General features: G+C 73.3%; 14 protein-coding genes and 1 pseudogene. 10 read left to right on the top strand and 5 right to left on the bottom strand.

What is annotated here, in order from left to right; genetic code table 11:
• Positions 1-27: 27 nt before the first annotated feature.
• The 3 genes from ABD143_RS17245 (at position 28) to ABD143_RS17255 (ending at position 3,176) form a co-directional block, all read left to right on the top strand.
• Positions 28-1,197: a CaiB/BaiF CoA transferase family protein gene (locus ABD143_RS17245; RefSeq protein WP_343978835.1), complete on the top strand. Its 1,170-nt coding sequence runs from the start codon at positions 28-30 to the stop codon at positions 1,195-1,197.
• Positions 1,198-1,392: 195 nt separating this feature from the next.
• On the top strand, positions 1,393-2,289 hold the full coding sequence (locus ABD143_RS17250; RefSeq protein ID WP_343978838.1) for an LLM class F420-dependent oxidoreductase: 897 nt from the start codon (positions 1,393-1,395) through the stop codon (positions 2,287-2,289).
• Positions 2,286-3,176, top strand: a complete 891-nt coding sequence (locus ABD143_RS17255) for an acyl-CoA thioesterase (protein WP_343978841.1) — start codon at positions 2,286-2,288, stop codon at positions 3,174-3,176. Before ABD143_RS17250 ends, ABD143_RS17255 begins: the two co-directional genes overlap by 4 nt.
• Before the next feature lie 13 nt (positions 3,177-3,189).
• Here ABD143_RS17255 and ABD143_RS17260 read toward each other — a convergent pair whose 3' ends face one another.
• Complete coding sequence (locus tag ABD143_RS17260) at positions 3,190-3,969, bottom strand: SDR family NAD(P)-dependent oxidoreductase (RefSeq protein WP_343978844.1); 780 nt, start codon at positions 3,967-3,969, stop codon at positions 3,190-3,192.
• 82 nt (positions 3,970-4,051) lie between these two features.
• Between ABD143_RS17260 and ABD143_RS17265 the strand changes: the two genes are divergently transcribed.
• The 3 genes from ABD143_RS17265 (at position 4,052) to ABD143_RS17275 (ending at position 7,986) form a co-directional block, all read left to right on the top strand.
• Positions 4,052-6,376: an acyl-CoA dehydrogenase family protein gene (locus tag ABD143_RS17265; protein WP_343978847.1), complete on the top strand. Its 2,325-nt coding sequence runs from the start codon at positions 4,052-4,054 to the stop codon at positions 6,374-6,376.
• A gap of 130 nt (positions 6,377-6,506) precedes the next feature.
• A complete protein-coding gene (locus ABD143_RS17270) occupies positions 6,507-7,226 on the top strand; it encodes an enoyl-CoA hydratase-related protein (protein WP_343978850.1) in 720 nt (239 codons plus the stop codon).
• A 58-nt stretch (positions 7,227-7,284) separates the two neighbouring features.
• Complete coding sequence (locus tag ABD143_RS17275) at positions 7,285-7,986, top strand: TetR/AcrR family transcriptional regulator (protein WP_343978854.1); 702 nt, start codon at positions 7,285-7,287, stop codon at positions 7,984-7,986.
• Between the two features lies 1 nt (position 7,987).
• Here ABD143_RS17275 and ABD143_RS17280 read toward each other — a convergent pair whose 3' ends face one another.
• Complete coding sequence (locus ABD143_RS17280; protein WP_343978857.1) at positions 7,988-8,896, bottom strand: hydroxymethylglutaryl-CoA lyase; 909 nt, start codon at positions 8,894-8,896, stop codon at positions 7,988-7,990.
• Positions 8,897-9,020: 124 nt separating this feature from the next.
• On the opposite strand from ABD143_RS17280, the gene ABD143_RS17285 reads away from it, so the two are divergent.
• The 4 genes and pseudogenes from ABD143_RS17285 (at position 9,021) to ABD143_RS17295 (ending at position 12,052) form a co-directional block, all read left to right on the top strand.
• Entirely contained in the window at positions 9,021-10,043 is a 1,023-nt protein-coding gene (locus tag ABD143_RS17285) for an LLM class flavin-dependent oxidoreductase (RefSeq protein WP_343978860.1), read from the top strand.
• Between the two features lie 20 nt (positions 10,044-10,063).
• Positions 10,064-10,207: pseudogene (locus tag ABD143_RS38215) on the top strand (acetyl-CoA C-acetyltransferase); the annotation flags it as partial.
• Between the two features lie 275 nt (positions 10,208-10,482).
• Positions 10,483-11,010: a flavin reductase family protein gene (locus tag ABD143_RS17290; protein WP_343978863.1), complete on the top strand. Its 528-nt coding sequence runs from the start codon at positions 10,483-10,485 to the stop codon at positions 11,008-11,010.
• Between the two features lies 1 nt (position 11,011).
• The gene (locus ABD143_RS17295) at positions 11,012-12,052 is read left to right on the top strand and encodes an LLM class F420-dependent oxidoreductase (RefSeq protein ID WP_343978866.1); all 1,041 of its coding nucleotides are present in this window, start codon (positions 11,012-11,014) and stop codon (positions 12,050-12,052) included.
• A 10-nt stretch (positions 12,053-12,062) separates the two neighbouring features.
• Here the strand turns inward: ABD143_RS17295 and ABD143_RS17300 are convergent, their stop codons facing one another.
• From ABD143_RS17300 to ABD143_RS17310, 3 genes are read right to left on the bottom strand one after another with little or no spacing between them, the layout of a single operon-like run.
• Complete coding sequence (locus ABD143_RS17300) at positions 12,063-14,816, bottom strand: ABC transporter permease subunit (RefSeq protein ID WP_343978869.1); 2,754 nt, start codon at positions 14,814-14,816, stop codon at positions 12,063-12,065.
• Between the two features lie 34 nt (positions 14,817-14,850).
• Positions 14,851-15,600, bottom strand: coding sequence for an ABC transporter ATP-binding protein (locus ABD143_RS17305; protein ID WP_343978872.1), 750 nt, complete (start codon positions 15,598-15,600; stop codon positions 14,851-14,853).
• A complete protein-coding gene (locus tag ABD143_RS17310; RefSeq protein WP_343978875.1) occupies positions 15,597-16,358 on the bottom strand; it encodes an SDR family NAD(P)-dependent oxidoreductase in 762 nt (253 codons plus the stop codon). Before ABD143_RS17310 ends, ABD143_RS17305 begins: the two co-directional genes overlap by 4 nt.
• Positions 16,359-16,449: the final 91 nt, after the last annotated feature.

Genomic DNA, 16,449 nt, shown 5'->3' on the forward strand with positions numbered 1-16,449 from the left:
AGTTGGAACGTCCGATAGGGAGCATCGATGAGCACTCCACGACCCGACCCGGCATCTGGCCCCGACGGCCCGCTGCACGGCATCCGGGTGGTCGACATGAGTGCGCTCGGTCCAGGGCCGTTCTGCTCGATGCTGCTGGCCGACTTCGGCGCCGAGGTCATCGCCGTCGAGCGCCCCGAACGTCCGGCGTTCGACCCCGCGCGCTTCTTCTCCCGGGGCAAGCGCTCGGTTGTCGTCGACCTGCGCGCCCCTGGTGGCACCGACGTCGTCATGCGGCTCGCCGACGGTGCCGACGTCCTGTTGGAAAGCAACCGGCCCGGAACGATGGAGCGCCGCGGCATCGGCCCGGACGTCCTCTGCGCGCGCAACCCCGGTCTCGTCTACACCCGGATCACCGGCTGGGGCCAGACCGGTCCGTACCGCGACCGGGCCGGCCACGACATCAACTACATCGCCGTTGCCGGGGCGCTGGGCGTGCTGGGGGCGGCCGAGGACGTGCCGACGCCCCCGCTCGCGCTCGTCGGCGACATGGCAGGCGGCTCGCTCTTCGCGGCACTCGGCATCATGATGGCGCTGTTCGAGCGCACCGTCACCGGACGCGGTCAGGTGATCGACTCCGCGATCGTCGACGGCGCCGCGCTGCTCAACACCCCGCAGCTGGGCGAGCTGAACGCCGGCATCTGGGCCGGCCGGGGCCAGCACCTCCTGTCGGGGGTCGCGCCGTTCTACGGCGTCTACGCCTGCGCGGACGACCGCCACTTCGCGGTGGGCGCGATCGAGCCGAAGTTCTACTCGGCTTTCCTGACGGCGCTGGGCCTCGAGTCCGTCCTCCCGGCCGACCAGATGGATCCGGCCCGCTGGCCGGAGCTGCGCGCACAGGTCGCGGAGGCCTTTCGCCGCAAGCCCCGCTCGCACTGGGCCGCGGTGTTCTCCGACGTCGACGGCTGCGGTTCGCCCGTCCTCACGCTGGACGAGCTGGCCGACGACGCCCACCTGCGCCAGCGCCGGACGATCACCGACGTTGACGGGACGCTCGCGGCCGCTCCTGCGCCGCGGCTCTCCGGCGGCGGCGGGCGGCTGCGCCCGCCCCCCGCGAGCCCGGGCGCCGACACGCGCGCGGTGCTGGAGGAATCTGGATTCGGCGCGGACGAGATCGACCTGCTCGCCGAGTCCGGTACGGTCCGGCTGGCCGGGTAGCGGGCGGTTCGCGACGCCGCTCAGCGGCCCCGGAAGAGCGGAACGCTTCTCCAGGAACGCGGTGTCGACCACGCCGGGCGCGATCGCGTTCACGCGCACGTCGGGTCCGAGCTGGGCGGCGCTGCGCTGGACCCAGCTCGCGCGTCACTCTGACCACCCCTCCCTATCCAACACTGTTGGTTTACCATGCGACGCATGCGATTGGGGACGATCGGGGTCTGGGCCCCGCAGCTGCGCAGCCGCGACCAGGCCAAGGTGCGCGACCGCGCGGCGTACCTGGAGGGTCTCGGGTACGGCGCCGTCTGGGTGCCCGGCGGCGCCGGCGGCGACCTCTTCGCCGACGTCGACGCCGCACTCGAGGCGACCCGCGAGATCGTCGTGGCGACCGGCGTCCTCAACATCTGGATGCACGACGCGGCCGACACCGCGGCGTGGCACGCCGGGACGCGGCGCCGGAACCCCGGCCGGATGCTGCTCGGACTCGGCGCCAGCCACGCGTCGATCGTCGAGACGGTCGCCGGCCGGCCCTACGTCAAGCCGCTGTCCGCCCTGCGGCGCTACCTCGACGCGCTCGACGCGGCGCCGGAGCCGGTGCCGGCCGGCCAGCGCGTGCTCGCCGCGCTCGGCCCGCGGATGCTGGAGCTGGCCGGGGAGCGCTCGCTCGGGGCGCACCCCTACCTGACCGGCGCCGAGCACACCCGCCTCGCCCGGCAGGCGCTGGGACCGGGACCGATGCTCGCCCCCGAGCTCAAGGTCGTTCTCGACACCGACCCTGAGCGGGCCCGCGCGGTCGCGCGCACGCACCTCGGGCCCTACCTCGACCTGCCCAACTACAGCCGCAACCTGCTGCGCACCGGGTTCGACCAGGCCGACCTCGACGACGGCGGGAGCGACCGGCTCGTCGACGGCGTCGTGGCGTGGGGCGACGCGGAGACGATCGTGCGGCGGGCCCAGGAGCACGTGGACGCCGGAGCGGACCACGTGTGCGTTCAGGTGTTGACGGCCGACCGGCGGGACGTCCCGCTCGACGCGTGGCGCGAGCTCGCCCCCGCGCTCCTCGGCGGGGTCGCGCCGTCGCAGAGGGCGTCATGACGGTCTCCACCACCACCACCGACTTCGACCGGTGGTGGACCGACGTGCTCACGATCCGGCCACGGGGCGGGGACGCCTTCGAGGCCGGCCCGGCACCGTCGGCCTTCCCGCGGCTGTACGGCGGGCAGGTCGCGGCCCAGTCCCTGCTGGCCGGCGCGGCCACCGTGGACCCGCTGCGGGAGCCGCACTCGTTGCACACCACGTTCCTGCGAGGCGGGGACCACAGCCGGCCCGTCACGTATTCGGTGGAGCGGCTGCGCGAGTCGCGGAACCTGTCGACACGGCTGGTCAGAGCCGAGCAGGACGGGCGGCTACTGGCGACCGCGACGGCCTCATTCCACGCCCCCGGTGGCCTCCGCCGGCACCTCGAACACGAGGACGGTCCCACCGGGCCCGTCCCGGCTCCGGCGACGCTGCCCGGCCGGCCCGAGCGGCTGGCCGCGGCGTTCGGCGCCGCCGTCCCCGACGCGGGCGCGGCGGTCTGGCCGGTCGACCTGCGCTACGTCGACCGTGTCCCGTGGGAGCCCGGGCCCGCGGAGGCGCGCAACCGGCTGTGGATGCGAGCTGCGACGCGGCTCCCCGACGTCCGGGCGGTGCACGCCGCAGCGCTCGCGTTCGCCACCGACCTCCCGATGTTCGAGCCGGTCCTCTTCCCGCACGGCCTCGACTGGGCCGAGATGATCGCGGGGCGGTCGGTGTACGGCGCCAGCCTCGACCACGCGCTGTGGTTCCACCGGCCCGCCCGCGCCGACACCTGGCAGCTCCTTGTGCAGGTCTCCCCGGTGAGCGCCCGCGACCGCGGGTTCTGCCGGGCCGAGGTCAGGTCGGAGGACGGCCGGCTCGTCGCCACCGTCGCCCAGGAGATCGGCTTCGTCGACCCGCGCTAGCGACCAAGGATCGCTAGCGTCCGGGTTCGGAGCCCGCGGTGAGCAACTCGCCGCCGTCGATCGGCACGGTCACCCCCGTGATGTAGGCGGCGCGGTCGGAGACCAGGAACGCGACGAGGTCGGCCACCTCGTGGTCAGCACCGACGCGGCGCATCGGGTTGACGGGCACGCCACGCTTCTCGGTCCAGCGCAGGATCGGCTGGACCAGATCGGTCTCGATCTTCCCGGGCGCGACCCCGACGACCCGCACCCCGTCACGTGCCCACTCCAGCGCGAGCACCCTGGTCAGCATGACCATCGCGGACTTGCTGACGTTGTAGGCGACGAGCCCGCGCGAGGGGTAGTACGACGCGGTGCTGGCGTTGTTCACGACCACGCCGCCGTCCCCCATCAGCTCCTTCGCGCGGCAGGCCAGGTACCAGGGTGCGGACAGGTTGAGGCCGATCGCGGCGTCCCAGTCGGCCCAGTCGTGCTCCTCGGCGAGCTTCGCCTGCGGGAGCACGCCCGCGTTGTTCACGAGGATGTCGAGCCCGCCGAACTCGTGCCCGACGCGTTCCATGAGGGCGCGCAGGGACTCCCGGTCGGTCATGTCGGCCCGGACGGCGAGTGCCCGCACCCCGAGCTCTCCCAGCTCCTCGGCGAGCGCGTCGATCGCGCCGGTGCTGCGCGCGGCGAGGGCGACGTCGGCACCCTGCTCCGCGAACCGGCGGGCGATGGCCGCCCCGATCCCCCGGCTCGCGCCCGTCACCAGCGCTCGTTTCCCGGCGAGCGGCCCGGTCTCATCGGCACCCATGCTCTGTCCTTTCGTCGCGTTCAATCGAACAGCATATGGTTATGATCCGGGTGAGACGGATCGGCGACGAGACGAGGCACCAGTGAGCTTCACTCCCGGCGAGGACGCCGAGGGCCTGCGCGTGGTCGTGCGTGACTTCCTGGAGAAACGGGCAGCCGAGGACGAGGTCCGCCGACTCATGGAGACTGCGGCGGGCTACGACCCGGCGGTCTGGGCCCAGGCGGCCGGCGAGATCGGGCTGCAGGGGCTCGTGGTGCCCGAACGGCACGGCGGCAGCGGAGCGACGGCCGTCGAGCTGGGTGTCGTCTTCGAGGAGATGGGCGCGGCGCTCCACGGCGGGCCGTTCCTCGCCAGCGTCGGGCTCGCCACGACGGCGCTGCTGGAGATCGGCGACGGAGAGGCTGCGGCGCAGTACCTGCCAGGGCTCGCCGCCGGCACGACGATCGCCGCTCTGGCGTGGGCCGGCCGGGAGCCTGCCGCGTCCACCCTCACGGCCCGCCGGACCGACGGTGGATGGGCGGTGTCGGGTCGGGCCGGCATCGTGGTCGACGGCGCGACCGCCGGCCTCGTGCTCGTCGGGGCCCACACGGACGCCGGACCGAGCCTGTTCGCCGTCACCGCCGAAGGGGCCGGGCTCACCCGCACGCCGCTGATCACGCTCGACCTGACCCGCAAGCTCGCCGAGCTGCGGTTCGACGAGGTGCCCGCCCGGCTTGTCGGCAGCGAGGGCGGCGCCGGCCCCGCCCTGCGGCGCACCGCCGATATGGCCGCGCTGTACCTGGCCGCCGAGCAGCTCGGCGGCGCCGCCAGGGTGCTGGCGACCGCGGTGGAGTACGCCGGCACGCGGATGCAGTTCGGCCGGGCCATCGGCTCGTTCCAGGCGATCAAGCACCGGTGCGCGGACATGCTCGTCGACGTCGAGTCGGCCCGGTCGGTCGTGCAGCACGGGCTGTGGACCGCGGTGCACGACCCGGCCGGGCTGCCGGTCTCGGCGGCGCTCGCCCGGGCGGTCGCCTCCGACGTCTACCAGCAGGTCGCCGCGCACAACATCCAGATCCACGGCGGGATCGGGTTCACCTGGGAGCACTCCGCGCACCTGCACCTCAAACGCGCGAAGAGCAGCCAGCTGCTGCTCGGCTCCCCCGCGTACCACCGCGCCCGGCTCGCCGAGCTGCTCGACGTCACGCGGCCCGCGGCGACCCACGACACGGCCATCCATGACGCCGCACTCGACGACGCCGTGGCCGAGTTCCTGCGCGCCCACCCCGTACCCGACCCAGCCGACCGGGACGCCGACCGCGCGTTCCGCGAGGCCCGGTTCGACGCCGGGCTCGCTGTCGTGAACTTCGCCGAGGGCCACGGCGGGCGCGGGCTCGACGCGTCCCTGCAGCCCGCGGTCGAGGAGCGCTTCCTGCAGGCCGGCGCCGCCGACCACACGGCGCGCAACGTGATCGGCCTCGGGATGGCGCTGCCGACGATCCACGCGCACGGCACGCCGGCGCAGAAGGCCCGTTATCTGCGGCGCTGCTTCTCGGGCGAGGAGATCTGGTGCCAGCTGTTCTCCGAGCCGGGAGCCGGGTCGGACCTCGCCGCGCTGGCCACCCGCGCGGTGCGCGACGGGGACGCGTTCGTCGTCAACGGGCAGAAGATCTGGACCTCGCTCGGGCACGTCGCCCGGTTCGGGATCCTGCTGGCCCGCACCGATCCCGACGTCCCGAAGCACCGGGGCCTGACCTACTTCCTGCTCGACATGCGCACCCCCGGGGTCGAGGTGCGGCCGCTGCGCCAGCTCACCGGCGAGGACGAGTTCAACGAGGTCTACCTCACCGACGTGCGGATCCCGGTCGAGTGCGTGCTCGGCGGGGTCGGCCAGGGCTGGCGTGTCGCGATGACGACCCTGGCCAACGAGCGAGTCTCGCTCGGAGCGCGGAGCACCGGTCGCGGGGAGGGCCCGATCGCCCGCGCTGTCGAGGTCTACCGGACGGCGGTGGCGGAGGGCCGGGCCGACGCCGCGAGCACGGAACGGCTGATGCTGCTGTGGACGCGGGCCGAGGCCGCCCGGCTGACCAACGTCCGGGCCGCCGCCCGAACCGGCGAGCCCGGACCGGAGGGGTCGATCGCCAAGCTCCAGATGGCCGAGCTCAACAAGGCGATCTACGAGCTCTGCGTGGACCTGTCCGGCGACGCCGGCCTGCTCATCGACGGCTACGAGCGCACCGCGCCGGACTCGACCGCGGTTCACGGCGGGGCGGACGTGCGCAAGTCCTACCTCCGCTCGCTTGCCAACTCGATCGAGGGCGGCACCTCCGAGGTGCTGCGCAACATCCTCGGCGAACGCGTTCTCGGGCTGCCCGGCGAGCCACGGGTGGACCGAGACATCCCCTGGAAGGACGTGCGACGCTCGTGACGATCCGCTTCGACTTCACCAGCCGTACCGTGATCGTCACCGGTGCCGCGCAGGGCATCGGCCACGGAATCGCCGCACTGTTCGCCGCGGCCGGCGCCCGGGTCCGGCGCTGATGGCGGACCTCGACGCCGTGCGAGTCACAACCGACAACGATGTCGTCACCGTCCGGCTGGACCGGCCGGCGAAGCGCAACGCGATCACCAGCGCGATGTACGCCGCGCTGGCCGACGCGTTGACGGCGGCGGACCGCGCCGGGGCCGCCGCCGTCGTCCTCACCGGGACGGGCGGCGCGTTCACCGCCGGCAGCGACCTACAGGACATGGCCGCGAACCCCCCGGTCGGCGACGCCCCTCCGCCGGTCCGGTTCCTGGCCGCGCTGTCCACGCTGCGCGCGGTGCTCGTCGCCGCGATCGACGGGCCCGCGATCGGGGTGGGCACCACGCTCCTGCTGCACTGCGACCTCGTCTACGCCACCCAGCGCAGCACGTTCCGGCTCCCGTTCGTGCCGCTCGGGCTGGTGCCAGAGGCGGCGTCGACGCTCCTGCTGCCCCGCCTGGTCGGGCACCAGCGGGCCACCGAGCTGATGCTGTTCGGGGACACGTTCGACGCGGCCGAGGCGCGCCGCATGGGCCTCGTCACGGCGCTCGCCCAGGACGCGGACGAGCTCGCGCGACTCGTAGCCGAGCGGACCAGCCGGATCGCCGCGCTTCCGCGCGCGGCCGTGCACGCCGCGAAGTCGCTGCTCGTCGACGATGCCGCGACGACGGTCTCAGCCAGGCTCGACCTCGACCGCCGCGTGCTGCAAGGACTGCTCGCCACCGCCGTCCCTCCGGGGCACGACCCGAGATGATCAAACAAATCCACTGACGCTTGATATCCTCGGCTCACTCGACGAGGAAGGCCATGGCATGGCGCGCCCCAAGGTCCCGCTGATCTCGAAGCGCAAGGCGCTCGAGGTCGCGCTCGACATCATCGACAACGAGGGCATCGACGCGCTCAGTATCCGCCGGCTGGCCGACGCCCTCAAGGTCAACGGCGCCTCGCTCTACCACCACTTCGAGAACAAGGAAGAGATCGTCGTGGGGGCCGCGAAGCTCGCCCTCGACGAGGTCCGCACGCCACAGACCCACGACGAGCCGTGGCGGGTATGGATCCTGCGCAACAACCGGCGGCTGCGCCAGGCCTTCCGCGAGCACCCCGACCTCGTCCCGGTGATGCTGCGCCGTCGGCCGCTGGGCATCGGTGAGGCCCAGATGGACGCCACGGTGGCCAGGCTCGAGGAGGAGAACGTCCCGACCGGCGCGATCGCCCCGATGCTCGAAGCGCTGGAGCTGTACGCGATCGGCAGCGCGCTGCACGAGGCGGGCGAGGACCCGGCCGGCGGCCAGGGACCAGACCCGGAGAAGGCTCCGAACCTGGCGCGGGCCGTCGAGCAGCGATCCCTGTCGCCCGACGAGATCTTCGACATCGTCTGCGAGAAGATCGTCGACACCGTCGTCCTGAAGGCCATCGAGCGCGGCGGCGCCCCGGCACCGGCCGCTGCGGCGGCGCCCGCCACCCGCAAGCGCGCGTCGAGCCGCCGGGCACGGTCGACGAAGGCCTCGGCCTGAGTCACGCCGGTACCGGCGAAGGGAACCCTCCGGCCCGGGGCAGCAGCGCGGGCACGGGGCGCCCGAGCGCCTCGCCGAGGAACCTCGCGGTGTCGACCAACTGCTCCAGGTCGAGGCTGGTACGCAGGCCGCTGCGTTCGAGCAGGTAGACGAGGTCCTCGGTGGCGATGTTCCCGGTCGCCCGCGGGGCGAACGGGCAACCGCCGATCCCGCCGATGCTCGCGTCGAGGCGGGTGACACCGAGGTCGACGGCCGCCACGGCGTTCGCGTAGCCCGTATTCCGGGTGTTGTGGAAGTGCATCCGCAGCGCGGGGTCGGCGACCCCGGCCAACGCCTCCCGGACCGCGCCGACCAGCGACCGGACCTGCGCCGGGACCCCGACGCCGATCGTGTCCGCCAGCGCCACCTCGCCGGCCCCGGCCCGCGCGGCGCGCACCGCCAGCGCCACCACACGCCGCGGGTCGACCTCGCCCTCGAACGGGCAGCCGAACGCGACGGCGAAGGTCACCGAGCACGGCATTCCGGCGTCGACGGCGCGCGCGGCGACGTCCTCGGCCATCCGCATCAGGTCCTCGGCACCCGCGTTCTGGTTGCGCCTGCTGAAGGTCTCGGTCACCGGGACCACGACGTTCACCTCGTCGACGCCCGCCGCCACAGCCCGCTCGAAACCCCGGCGGTTGAGCACGAGACCGATGTAGGAGACGCCGGGCCGGCGCTCGACCCCGGCCATCACGGTCTCGGCGTCCGCCATCGCCGGCACCGCGTCCGGCCGCACGAACGAGACGGCCTCCACCCGCCGCGCACCCGCGGCGACGGCGCGCGCGATCAGCTCCACCTTCGCCGCGGTCGGCAGCAGGACCGACTCGTTCTGCAGCCCGTCGCGCGGGCTCACCTCGATGACCTCGATCACGACTCTCCCGTCAGCGTGCTGCGCGACAACCCAACAACGACAGGATACAGTGGCTAAACCAAACAGTGATTGATAGTGTGGCTGAGAACGCCACGCGGGAGGGCACACGATGAGACTGAGCCTGATGACCCTGGGCGACCAGGTGACCGATCCGATCACCGGACGCCGCGACACCGCCGCGGAACGGCACCGCGCGATCGTGGAGGCGGCAGTCGTCGCCGACGAGGCCGGCTTCCACGGCGTCCACGTCGGCGAGCACCACGGCCTCGAGTACACGACGTCGGCGCCGCCGGTCATCCTGTCCGCGATCGGCGAGCGCACCCGCAACGTCCGGCTGTCCACGGCGGTGACGCTCGCGGCGAACCTCGACCCGGTGCGCGCCGCCGAGGACTACGCCACCGTCGACGTCCTGTCCGGTGGCCGGTGCGAGGTCGTGGTCGGCCGCGGCAACTTCTTCGTCTCGACCTACACCTTGTTCGGGCAGCGGATCGAGGACTCCCACGAGCTGTTCCAGCAGGCCGTCGAGCTGCTCGTGCAGCTGTGGAGCGGCAAGACCGTGAACTGGCCGGGCTCGGCGCACCGCGCGCCGATCGAGGACTTCGTGCTGCAGCCTCCGCCCGTCCGCCCGGTGCCACTGTGGATCGGCGGGGGGGCCTCGGAGTCCACCTCGGAGCTGGCCGCGCGCCTCGGGCTCGACCTGATGCTGCCCAGCGCGTTCGGCAACCCGGAGATGTTCAAGCCCGTCGTCGAGACCTACCGCGAGCGCTTCGCCGCCTACGGGCACGCGCACGAGCCGCGGGTCGGCGCGTGCTGGCACGTCAACGTCGGCGAGACGAGCCAGGCGGCGCGGGCCCGTTGGGAGCCCCGGTACCGGGCGTACTTCGAGATGATGAAGGAGATCATCCCGCGGGTGAACCCGGACCCACCGGCCTTCATCAAGAAGGCGTTCGACTTCGACTTCCTCACCACGCGCGGGCCGGCCCTGGTCGGCAGCCCGGACGAGGTCGCCGACCGGCTGAACGGGGCCGCGGAAATGCTCAGCGCCGACACCAACCTGATCTACCTCGACATGGGCGGGCAGCCCCCCGGCGAGTACCGCGACATGGTTGAGCTCATCGGTTCGCGGGTCGTCCCCCAGCTGCACTGACCAGCCAGAGAAGGAGCCCCATGCGCGACGCCGTGATCGTCGAAGCGGTCCGCACGCCCGTCGGAAGGCGGGGCGGCGGACTGGCCGGCGTGCACGCGGTCGACCTCTCCGCCACCGTGCTGCGCGCTTCGGCCACCCAGTGCGCAGCATCGCGCTCGGGCGTGCCGTGCCTGCGCCCCCGAGGCGCCCCAGGCTCTGCACACACATACGCGTCCAGCACCGGCCAGTCGCGTCGTGAGATGCACACGAGGGCTGATCCGGCAAGATCCAACAGCTCTGATGTAGTTCTCACGCGCCGCGGCGGTGCGTATCTGTGTGCAGAGCCTGGTCGGGCGTACCCGCTCAGGCGGTGCGGGACTGCTCCTGCGAGCACCACCACGTCGTGCCGCCACCGACCTTGCCGCACCGGGCCCGGCTTTCCGAGCCAGGGGCCGGTCGGATGAGGCCCGCACGGCCGGCGGCGGTCGAGCCGCGGCACTTCCGCCGGGTGCTCGGCCACTACCCCACCGGAGTCACGATCGTGACGGCCATCGACGCCAACGGGGAGCCCGCCGGGATGGCCGTCGGGTCGTTCACGTCGGTGTCGCTCGAGCCGCCGCTGGTTGCGTTCCTCCCGGCCAAGAGCTCGACCAGCTTCCCCCGCATCCGGACCGCGGGCTCCTTCTGCGTCAACGTCCTCGGCGCCCACCAGGAGGAGCTCTGCCACGCGTTCGCGGCGCGGGGAGGCGACAAGTTCGCCGGCGTCGCGTGGTCGCCGGCCCCGTCAGGTGCGCCGCGGCTGCACGGCGTGGCGGCCTGGATCGACTGCGACGTCGAGAGCATCACGCCCGCCGGCGACCACTACCTGGTCGTCGGCCGCGTCCGTCACCTCGACGGCACCGGCGACGCGCTCCCGCTCGTCTTCTACCGGGGCGGCTACGGCCGGTTCGCACCGTCCTCCCTCATCACGGACCGGACGGGGAGCTGACATGCGGATCGCGATGCAGCTGGCGTACGGCGGCAACTTCAAGGAGTCGGTCGCCCGGATCGCGGAGCTGGAGTCGGCCGGGCTGGACATGGTCAGCGTGGCGGAGGCGTACTCGTTCGACGCGGTGAGCCAGCTGGGTTACCTCGCGGCGCGCACCGAACGGCTGGAGATCACCTCCGGCATCCTGCAGCTCTACTCCCGCACCCCCACGCTCACCGCGATGACCGCCGCCGGCCTCGACTACGTCTCCGACGGCCGGTTCACCCTCGGCATCGGCGCATCCGGGCCGCAGGTCGTCGAGGGCTTCCACGGCGTCCGGTACGACGCCCCGGTCGCGCGCACCCGTGAGATCGTCGAGATCTGCCGGCAGGTGTGGCGCCGCGAGAAGGTGCAGTACGACGGCAGGCACTACCAGGTGCCGCTGCCGGCCGGCCGGGGTACCGGCCTCGGCAAGCCCCTCAAGCTGATCAACCACCCCGTGCGGGAGCGGATCCCGGTCAGCATCGCCGCCATCGGCCCGAAGAACGTCGCGCTCGCCGCGGAGATCGCCGAAGGCTGGGAGCCGATCTTCTTCCACCCCGAGAAGGCCCAGCTGGCGTGGGGTGACGCGCTCGCCGAGGGGCTGGCGCGGCGCGATCCGTCGCTGGGCACCCTGGACATCGCAGTCGGGCTCCCGTTCGCGATCACCGAGAACCCCGGCCCCCTGCTGGACGAGGTGCGGCCGCTGCTGGCGCTCTACATCGGCGGCATGGGTGCGCGCGGCCGGAACTTCTACACCGCGCTCGCCGGCCGCTACGGCTACGAGCGCGAGGCCGCCACCATCCAGGACCTCTACCTCGACGGGCGGAAGCAGGAGGCCGCCGCCGCGGTGCCCGCCGACCTCGTCGACGCCGTCTCCCTCGTCGGCCCGCGCACCGCGGTCGCCGAGCGGATCGAGACGCTGCGGAAGGCCGGCGTGACCACACTCAAGATCGCGCCGCTCGAACCCGGCCATCCCGCTCAGCTCGCGGCCGTCACGCAGCTCAGGGAGATCCTGGGCTGAGCCGGCCCGGTCAGCTGACGACCTCGCGGACCATGACGTCGTCGGCGTCGGCGCTGTGGTCCGCGTCCGCCGGGCGGGTGCCCAGGTACGCCTCCAGCACCATCGGGTCGTCGCGGACCTCGTCGGGAGTGCCCGAGACCAGCACCGCGCCGGCCGCCAGCACGGTCACCCGGTCGCACGCCGCGAGCACCATGTCGATGTTGTGCTCGACCAGCAGGACCCCCATGCCCCACTCTGCGGCGAGCTTGCGCACCAGCCGGGCCAGGTGGCGAGCCTCGGCGTCGCTCAGGCCGGCGGCCGGCTCGTCGAGCAGCAGCACGGACGGGGACGCGGCCACCGCCCGTGCGATCGCGGCGAGCCGGCGCCGCCCCATGGACAGCTCAGCGGGCTTCTGCTCCATCTCCGCCTGCAGCTCGAACTCACGCGCCGCCGCGAGCGCGGGCCCGGTCAGGCGGACCCGGCCGGGCAGTACGAAGTCGACGAGATAGCGCCACGGGCTCCAGCGGTCGCACGCCACCGCGAGGTTCTCGCGCAGGCTGAGGTCGTCGAAGAGCTCCACCGACTGGAACGACCGGCCGAGTCCGGCGCTCGCGAGCCGGCGCGGGCTCCAGCCGGTCACGTCCGTGTCCCCGAGCCGGACGCGCCCGCCCGCGGGTGCCACGAATCCGGTCACCGCGTCGATGACCGTGGTCTTCCCGGCCCCGTTGGGGCCGATCAGCCCGTGCACCTCACCGGGGCGGACCTCGAACCCGGCATCCGCGACGGCGACCACACCGCCGAACGTGACCCGCAGCCCGTCGACCCGCAGGGTCAGGGCGGGGACGCGCTCGACCGCCGCCGTCTCCCCGGCAGGGGACTCCGGGGCGGGCACCGGGACGGGCTTGCGCGGCCGGGCAGGCAGCGCCCGGCGCATGAGCGCACCGACCCGGTGTGCCGCGTGCACGTTCACCGCCCACAGCCCGGAGGGCTCCCGGACGAGGATCCACAGCAGGATGAGCCCGCTGATCAGCGGCAGCCAGGCGTCGATGCCCTCGATCTCGGAGAGCAGCTCCGAACCGAGCCCGCCGGGGAGCAGGGTCGCGCCCATGATCCCGCCGCCGACCAGCCCGACGCCCCCGACCACCGTCACGGCGACGGCCGTGATCGACGGGAACGTGGCGAACTGGGCTGAGATGACGGCGCTGCTGCGGAACGCGAGCACGATCCCGGCCAGCGCGGCGATCGCGGCGGCGGCGGCGAACGCGAAGAGCTTGACGCCGTACACGCTGATCCCCAGCGCCGCGGCCGCGCGCTCGTTGGACCGCACCGCCAGCAGCCGCCGGCCCGCGGCCCCGCGGCGCAGGTTCAGCAGGGCGATAGCGACTGCGAAGAGCACGACCGCGGCGAACACCGCGTAGCGCTCGGGGTGGCGGATCGCGTTGAGGTCCAGCCCGAGGAGCGTGACGGCCGGGACCCGGATGCCGCTGGTCCCGCCGGAGTACTCGAAGTTGTTGAGCACGACGTTGAAGAGCACGACCGCGAGCCCGAGGGTCGCGATGGCCAGGTTGATACCGCGGGTGCGTAGCGCGGGCACCGCGACGACCAGCCCGACCAGCGTCGTCACGACGACCGCGCCGGCCAACGCGGGCAGGAAGCCCCACCGGAGCGAGGCGACGAGCCGCGCGGCGACCAGTGCCGCGATGCCCGCGAGCACGTACTGCGCGAGCGAGAGCTGACCGGCGTACCCGACGATCAGCACGACCGACAGGCACAGGACGGCGAACCCCATGGTGACGGTGAACGCGTCCGTCCAGCTCATGGACAGGAACTGGGTCAGCACGACGACGAGCAGCACGAACGTCACCGCGACGGGGACGGGCCGGATCCGGCCGAGCCCGACCTGGGGCAGCCGGTCCAGCACGTGGCTGCGCAGCGGCAGGCCGCGGCCGCGCACGACGAGCATCACGATGACGATCACGAACGGGACACTCTGGGAGAGCCCCGGCGCCGTGACGTAGCGGGCCATCAGCGACTCGATGACGCCGAGCCCCAGCGCGGCGGCGAACACCAGCGGGAAGGACCGGAAGTTCGCGACGAGCCCGATCGCGAGCGCCGGGACGACCAGCAACGCGAGCTGAGTGGGCTGCACGAACGTGATCGGCGCGATGAACGCGCCGGCCAGCGCGGCGAGCCCGGAACCGACGCCCCAGTTGATCGCGGCGATCCTGTCGGGCGAGTGGCCGAGGCTCGCTGCCGCCCGCTCGTTCTCGGCGACGGCGCTGGTCGCCCGGCCGAACCCGGTGTAGCGGTAGACCGCCCACAGCGCCGCGGTCGACACGGCGCCGATGGCGAAGAGGATCACCCGGTCCGCGCCGACAGGGGCCCCGGCGACGATCTCGATGGTGCCGGTCGGCAGCAGCGACGGGACCGAGAGGACGTCGACGCCGAACACCAGCACGGCAGCGGCCTGCAGCACCATCAGCACCGCCAGGGTGGCCACCACCCGCAGCAGCGCCGACGAGGTCTTCATGTTCCGCAGGATCACCAGGTGCACGAGCACGCCGACCACCACGCCGGCGAGCGCCGCGGCGACCAGCCCGACGACCAGCGGCAGCCCGCGCCGGACCGTGACGTCGTAGTAGGCGTACGCGCCGACCATGACGAACGCGCCCTGCGCGAAGTTCAGCACGCCGGACCCGCGGTACACGAGAACCATGCCTTGCGCGACGAGCGCGTAGAGCGCGCCCGCGCCCAGTCCGATCAGGACGAACCGGATGACGTCCATCAGTCGCTACCTCTGGTTCCGCGTTCGTGGGTGGTCAGCGCACCGGGGCGGGGCCGGTCGCAGGCTGGGCGGTCGTGTCGTCGGCGAGGTAGGCGGCCTCGATGCCCGCCACGCCCTCGGCGCCCGAGCCGCTCGCGACGAGCGTGCCGCGGCGCATCAGGTGCCAGCGGTCGGCGACCTGCAGCGCCCGCCGGGCCTGCTGCTCGACGAGGATCACGCCGAGCCGCTGCGTCTCGACGGCGTGGTGGATGGCAGCGAGCAGCCGGTCGACCACGATCGGGCCCAGCCCGAGCGACAGCTCGTCGGCCAGCAGCACCCGGGGCCGGCGGGCGAGCGCCCTGGCGAGCGTGAGCATCTGCTGCTCGCCGCCGGAGAGCAGGCCTGCCCTGCGGTGGAGCAGCTTGCCCAGCTCCGGGAACAGCTCGACCGCGGGCTCGACGCCGCCGGAGCCGAGCAGCAGGTTGTCCCGCACCGACATGCCCATGAAGACCGACCGCTCCTCGGGCACGAACCCGAGTCCCTCGCGGGCCCGCTTGTGCAGCGCGCCGGCTCCCGGGTCGCCGCGCCACTCGACCGTGCCGCCGAGCGGGGCGAGGGCGCCTGCGAGGGTGAGCAGCGTCGTGGACTTGCCCGCGCCGTTCGGCCCGAGCAGCGCGACGATCTCCCCGGGCCCGACCTCGATGTCCACCCCGTGCACGACGGCCAGGTCCCCGTAGCCGGCCACGAGCCCGCGGGCGCGCAGCAGCACGTCGGTGCGGCGGCCCTCGGACGCGGTGACGGTCATCGGCGGCCCGCCGTCCCGGTCGCGGCCAGCATCGGGCCCGCGCCCATCCCGCCGTCGACGACGAACTCCGCACCTGTGCAGTAGGAGCTCTCGTCGGAGGCGAGGAACGCGACCATCGCGGCGACCTCCTCGGGACTCCCGATCCGCGGGACGGGGAGGGCCCGGTACGCGGCGGCGCTCTCCGGACCCCGGTTCACCATCGGGGTGTCGATCCCGCCGGGGTGCACCGAGTTCACCCGGATCCCCCGGGCGCCCAGCTCCATCGCGGCGCACCGGGTGAGCCCGCGGACGGCGAACTTGGTGCTGGCGTACACCGCCAGCCCTGGCGTCCCGTACATGCCGGCGCCCGAGGAGACGTTGACGATCGAGCCGCCCTCGGGCATCCGGCCGAGCGCGGCCTTGATGCCGAGGAACGGGCCGAGCTGGTTGACCTCGAAGCTGCGCCGGAGGTCGTCCTCGGTGGCCGACTCCAGAGGCGCGGGCCGGAAGTAGCCGGCGTTGTTGACCAGGACGTGGAGGCCGCCGAACGCCTCGACGGTGGCGTCGACCGCGTGCTCCCACGACGGCGCTGAAGTCACGTCGAGCACGACGGGCGCCACCGCCGCACCCAACTCGGCCGCGACGGCCTTCGCCCGGTCGCCGTCGACGTCCGCCACGACGACACGGGCGCCCTCGGCGGCGAAGCGGGCGCTGATCGCCGAGCCGATGCCACCGCCACCACCCGTGACGATCGCGACCTTGCCATGGAGTCGTGACACGGATGCGTCCCCTTCGTTGGTGACGAGCAGTGACCGGTTTCCCGACCAGAATCCAACAGCGCTAGGCAGGTACGAGTCAAGCGCCGCTCGG

It is taken from the genome of Pseudonocardia aurantiaca (assembly GCF_039526725.1).
Lineage (GTDB): Bacteria > Actinomycetota > Actinomycetes > Mycobacteriales > Pseudonocardiaceae > Pseudonocardia > Pseudonocardia aurantiaca.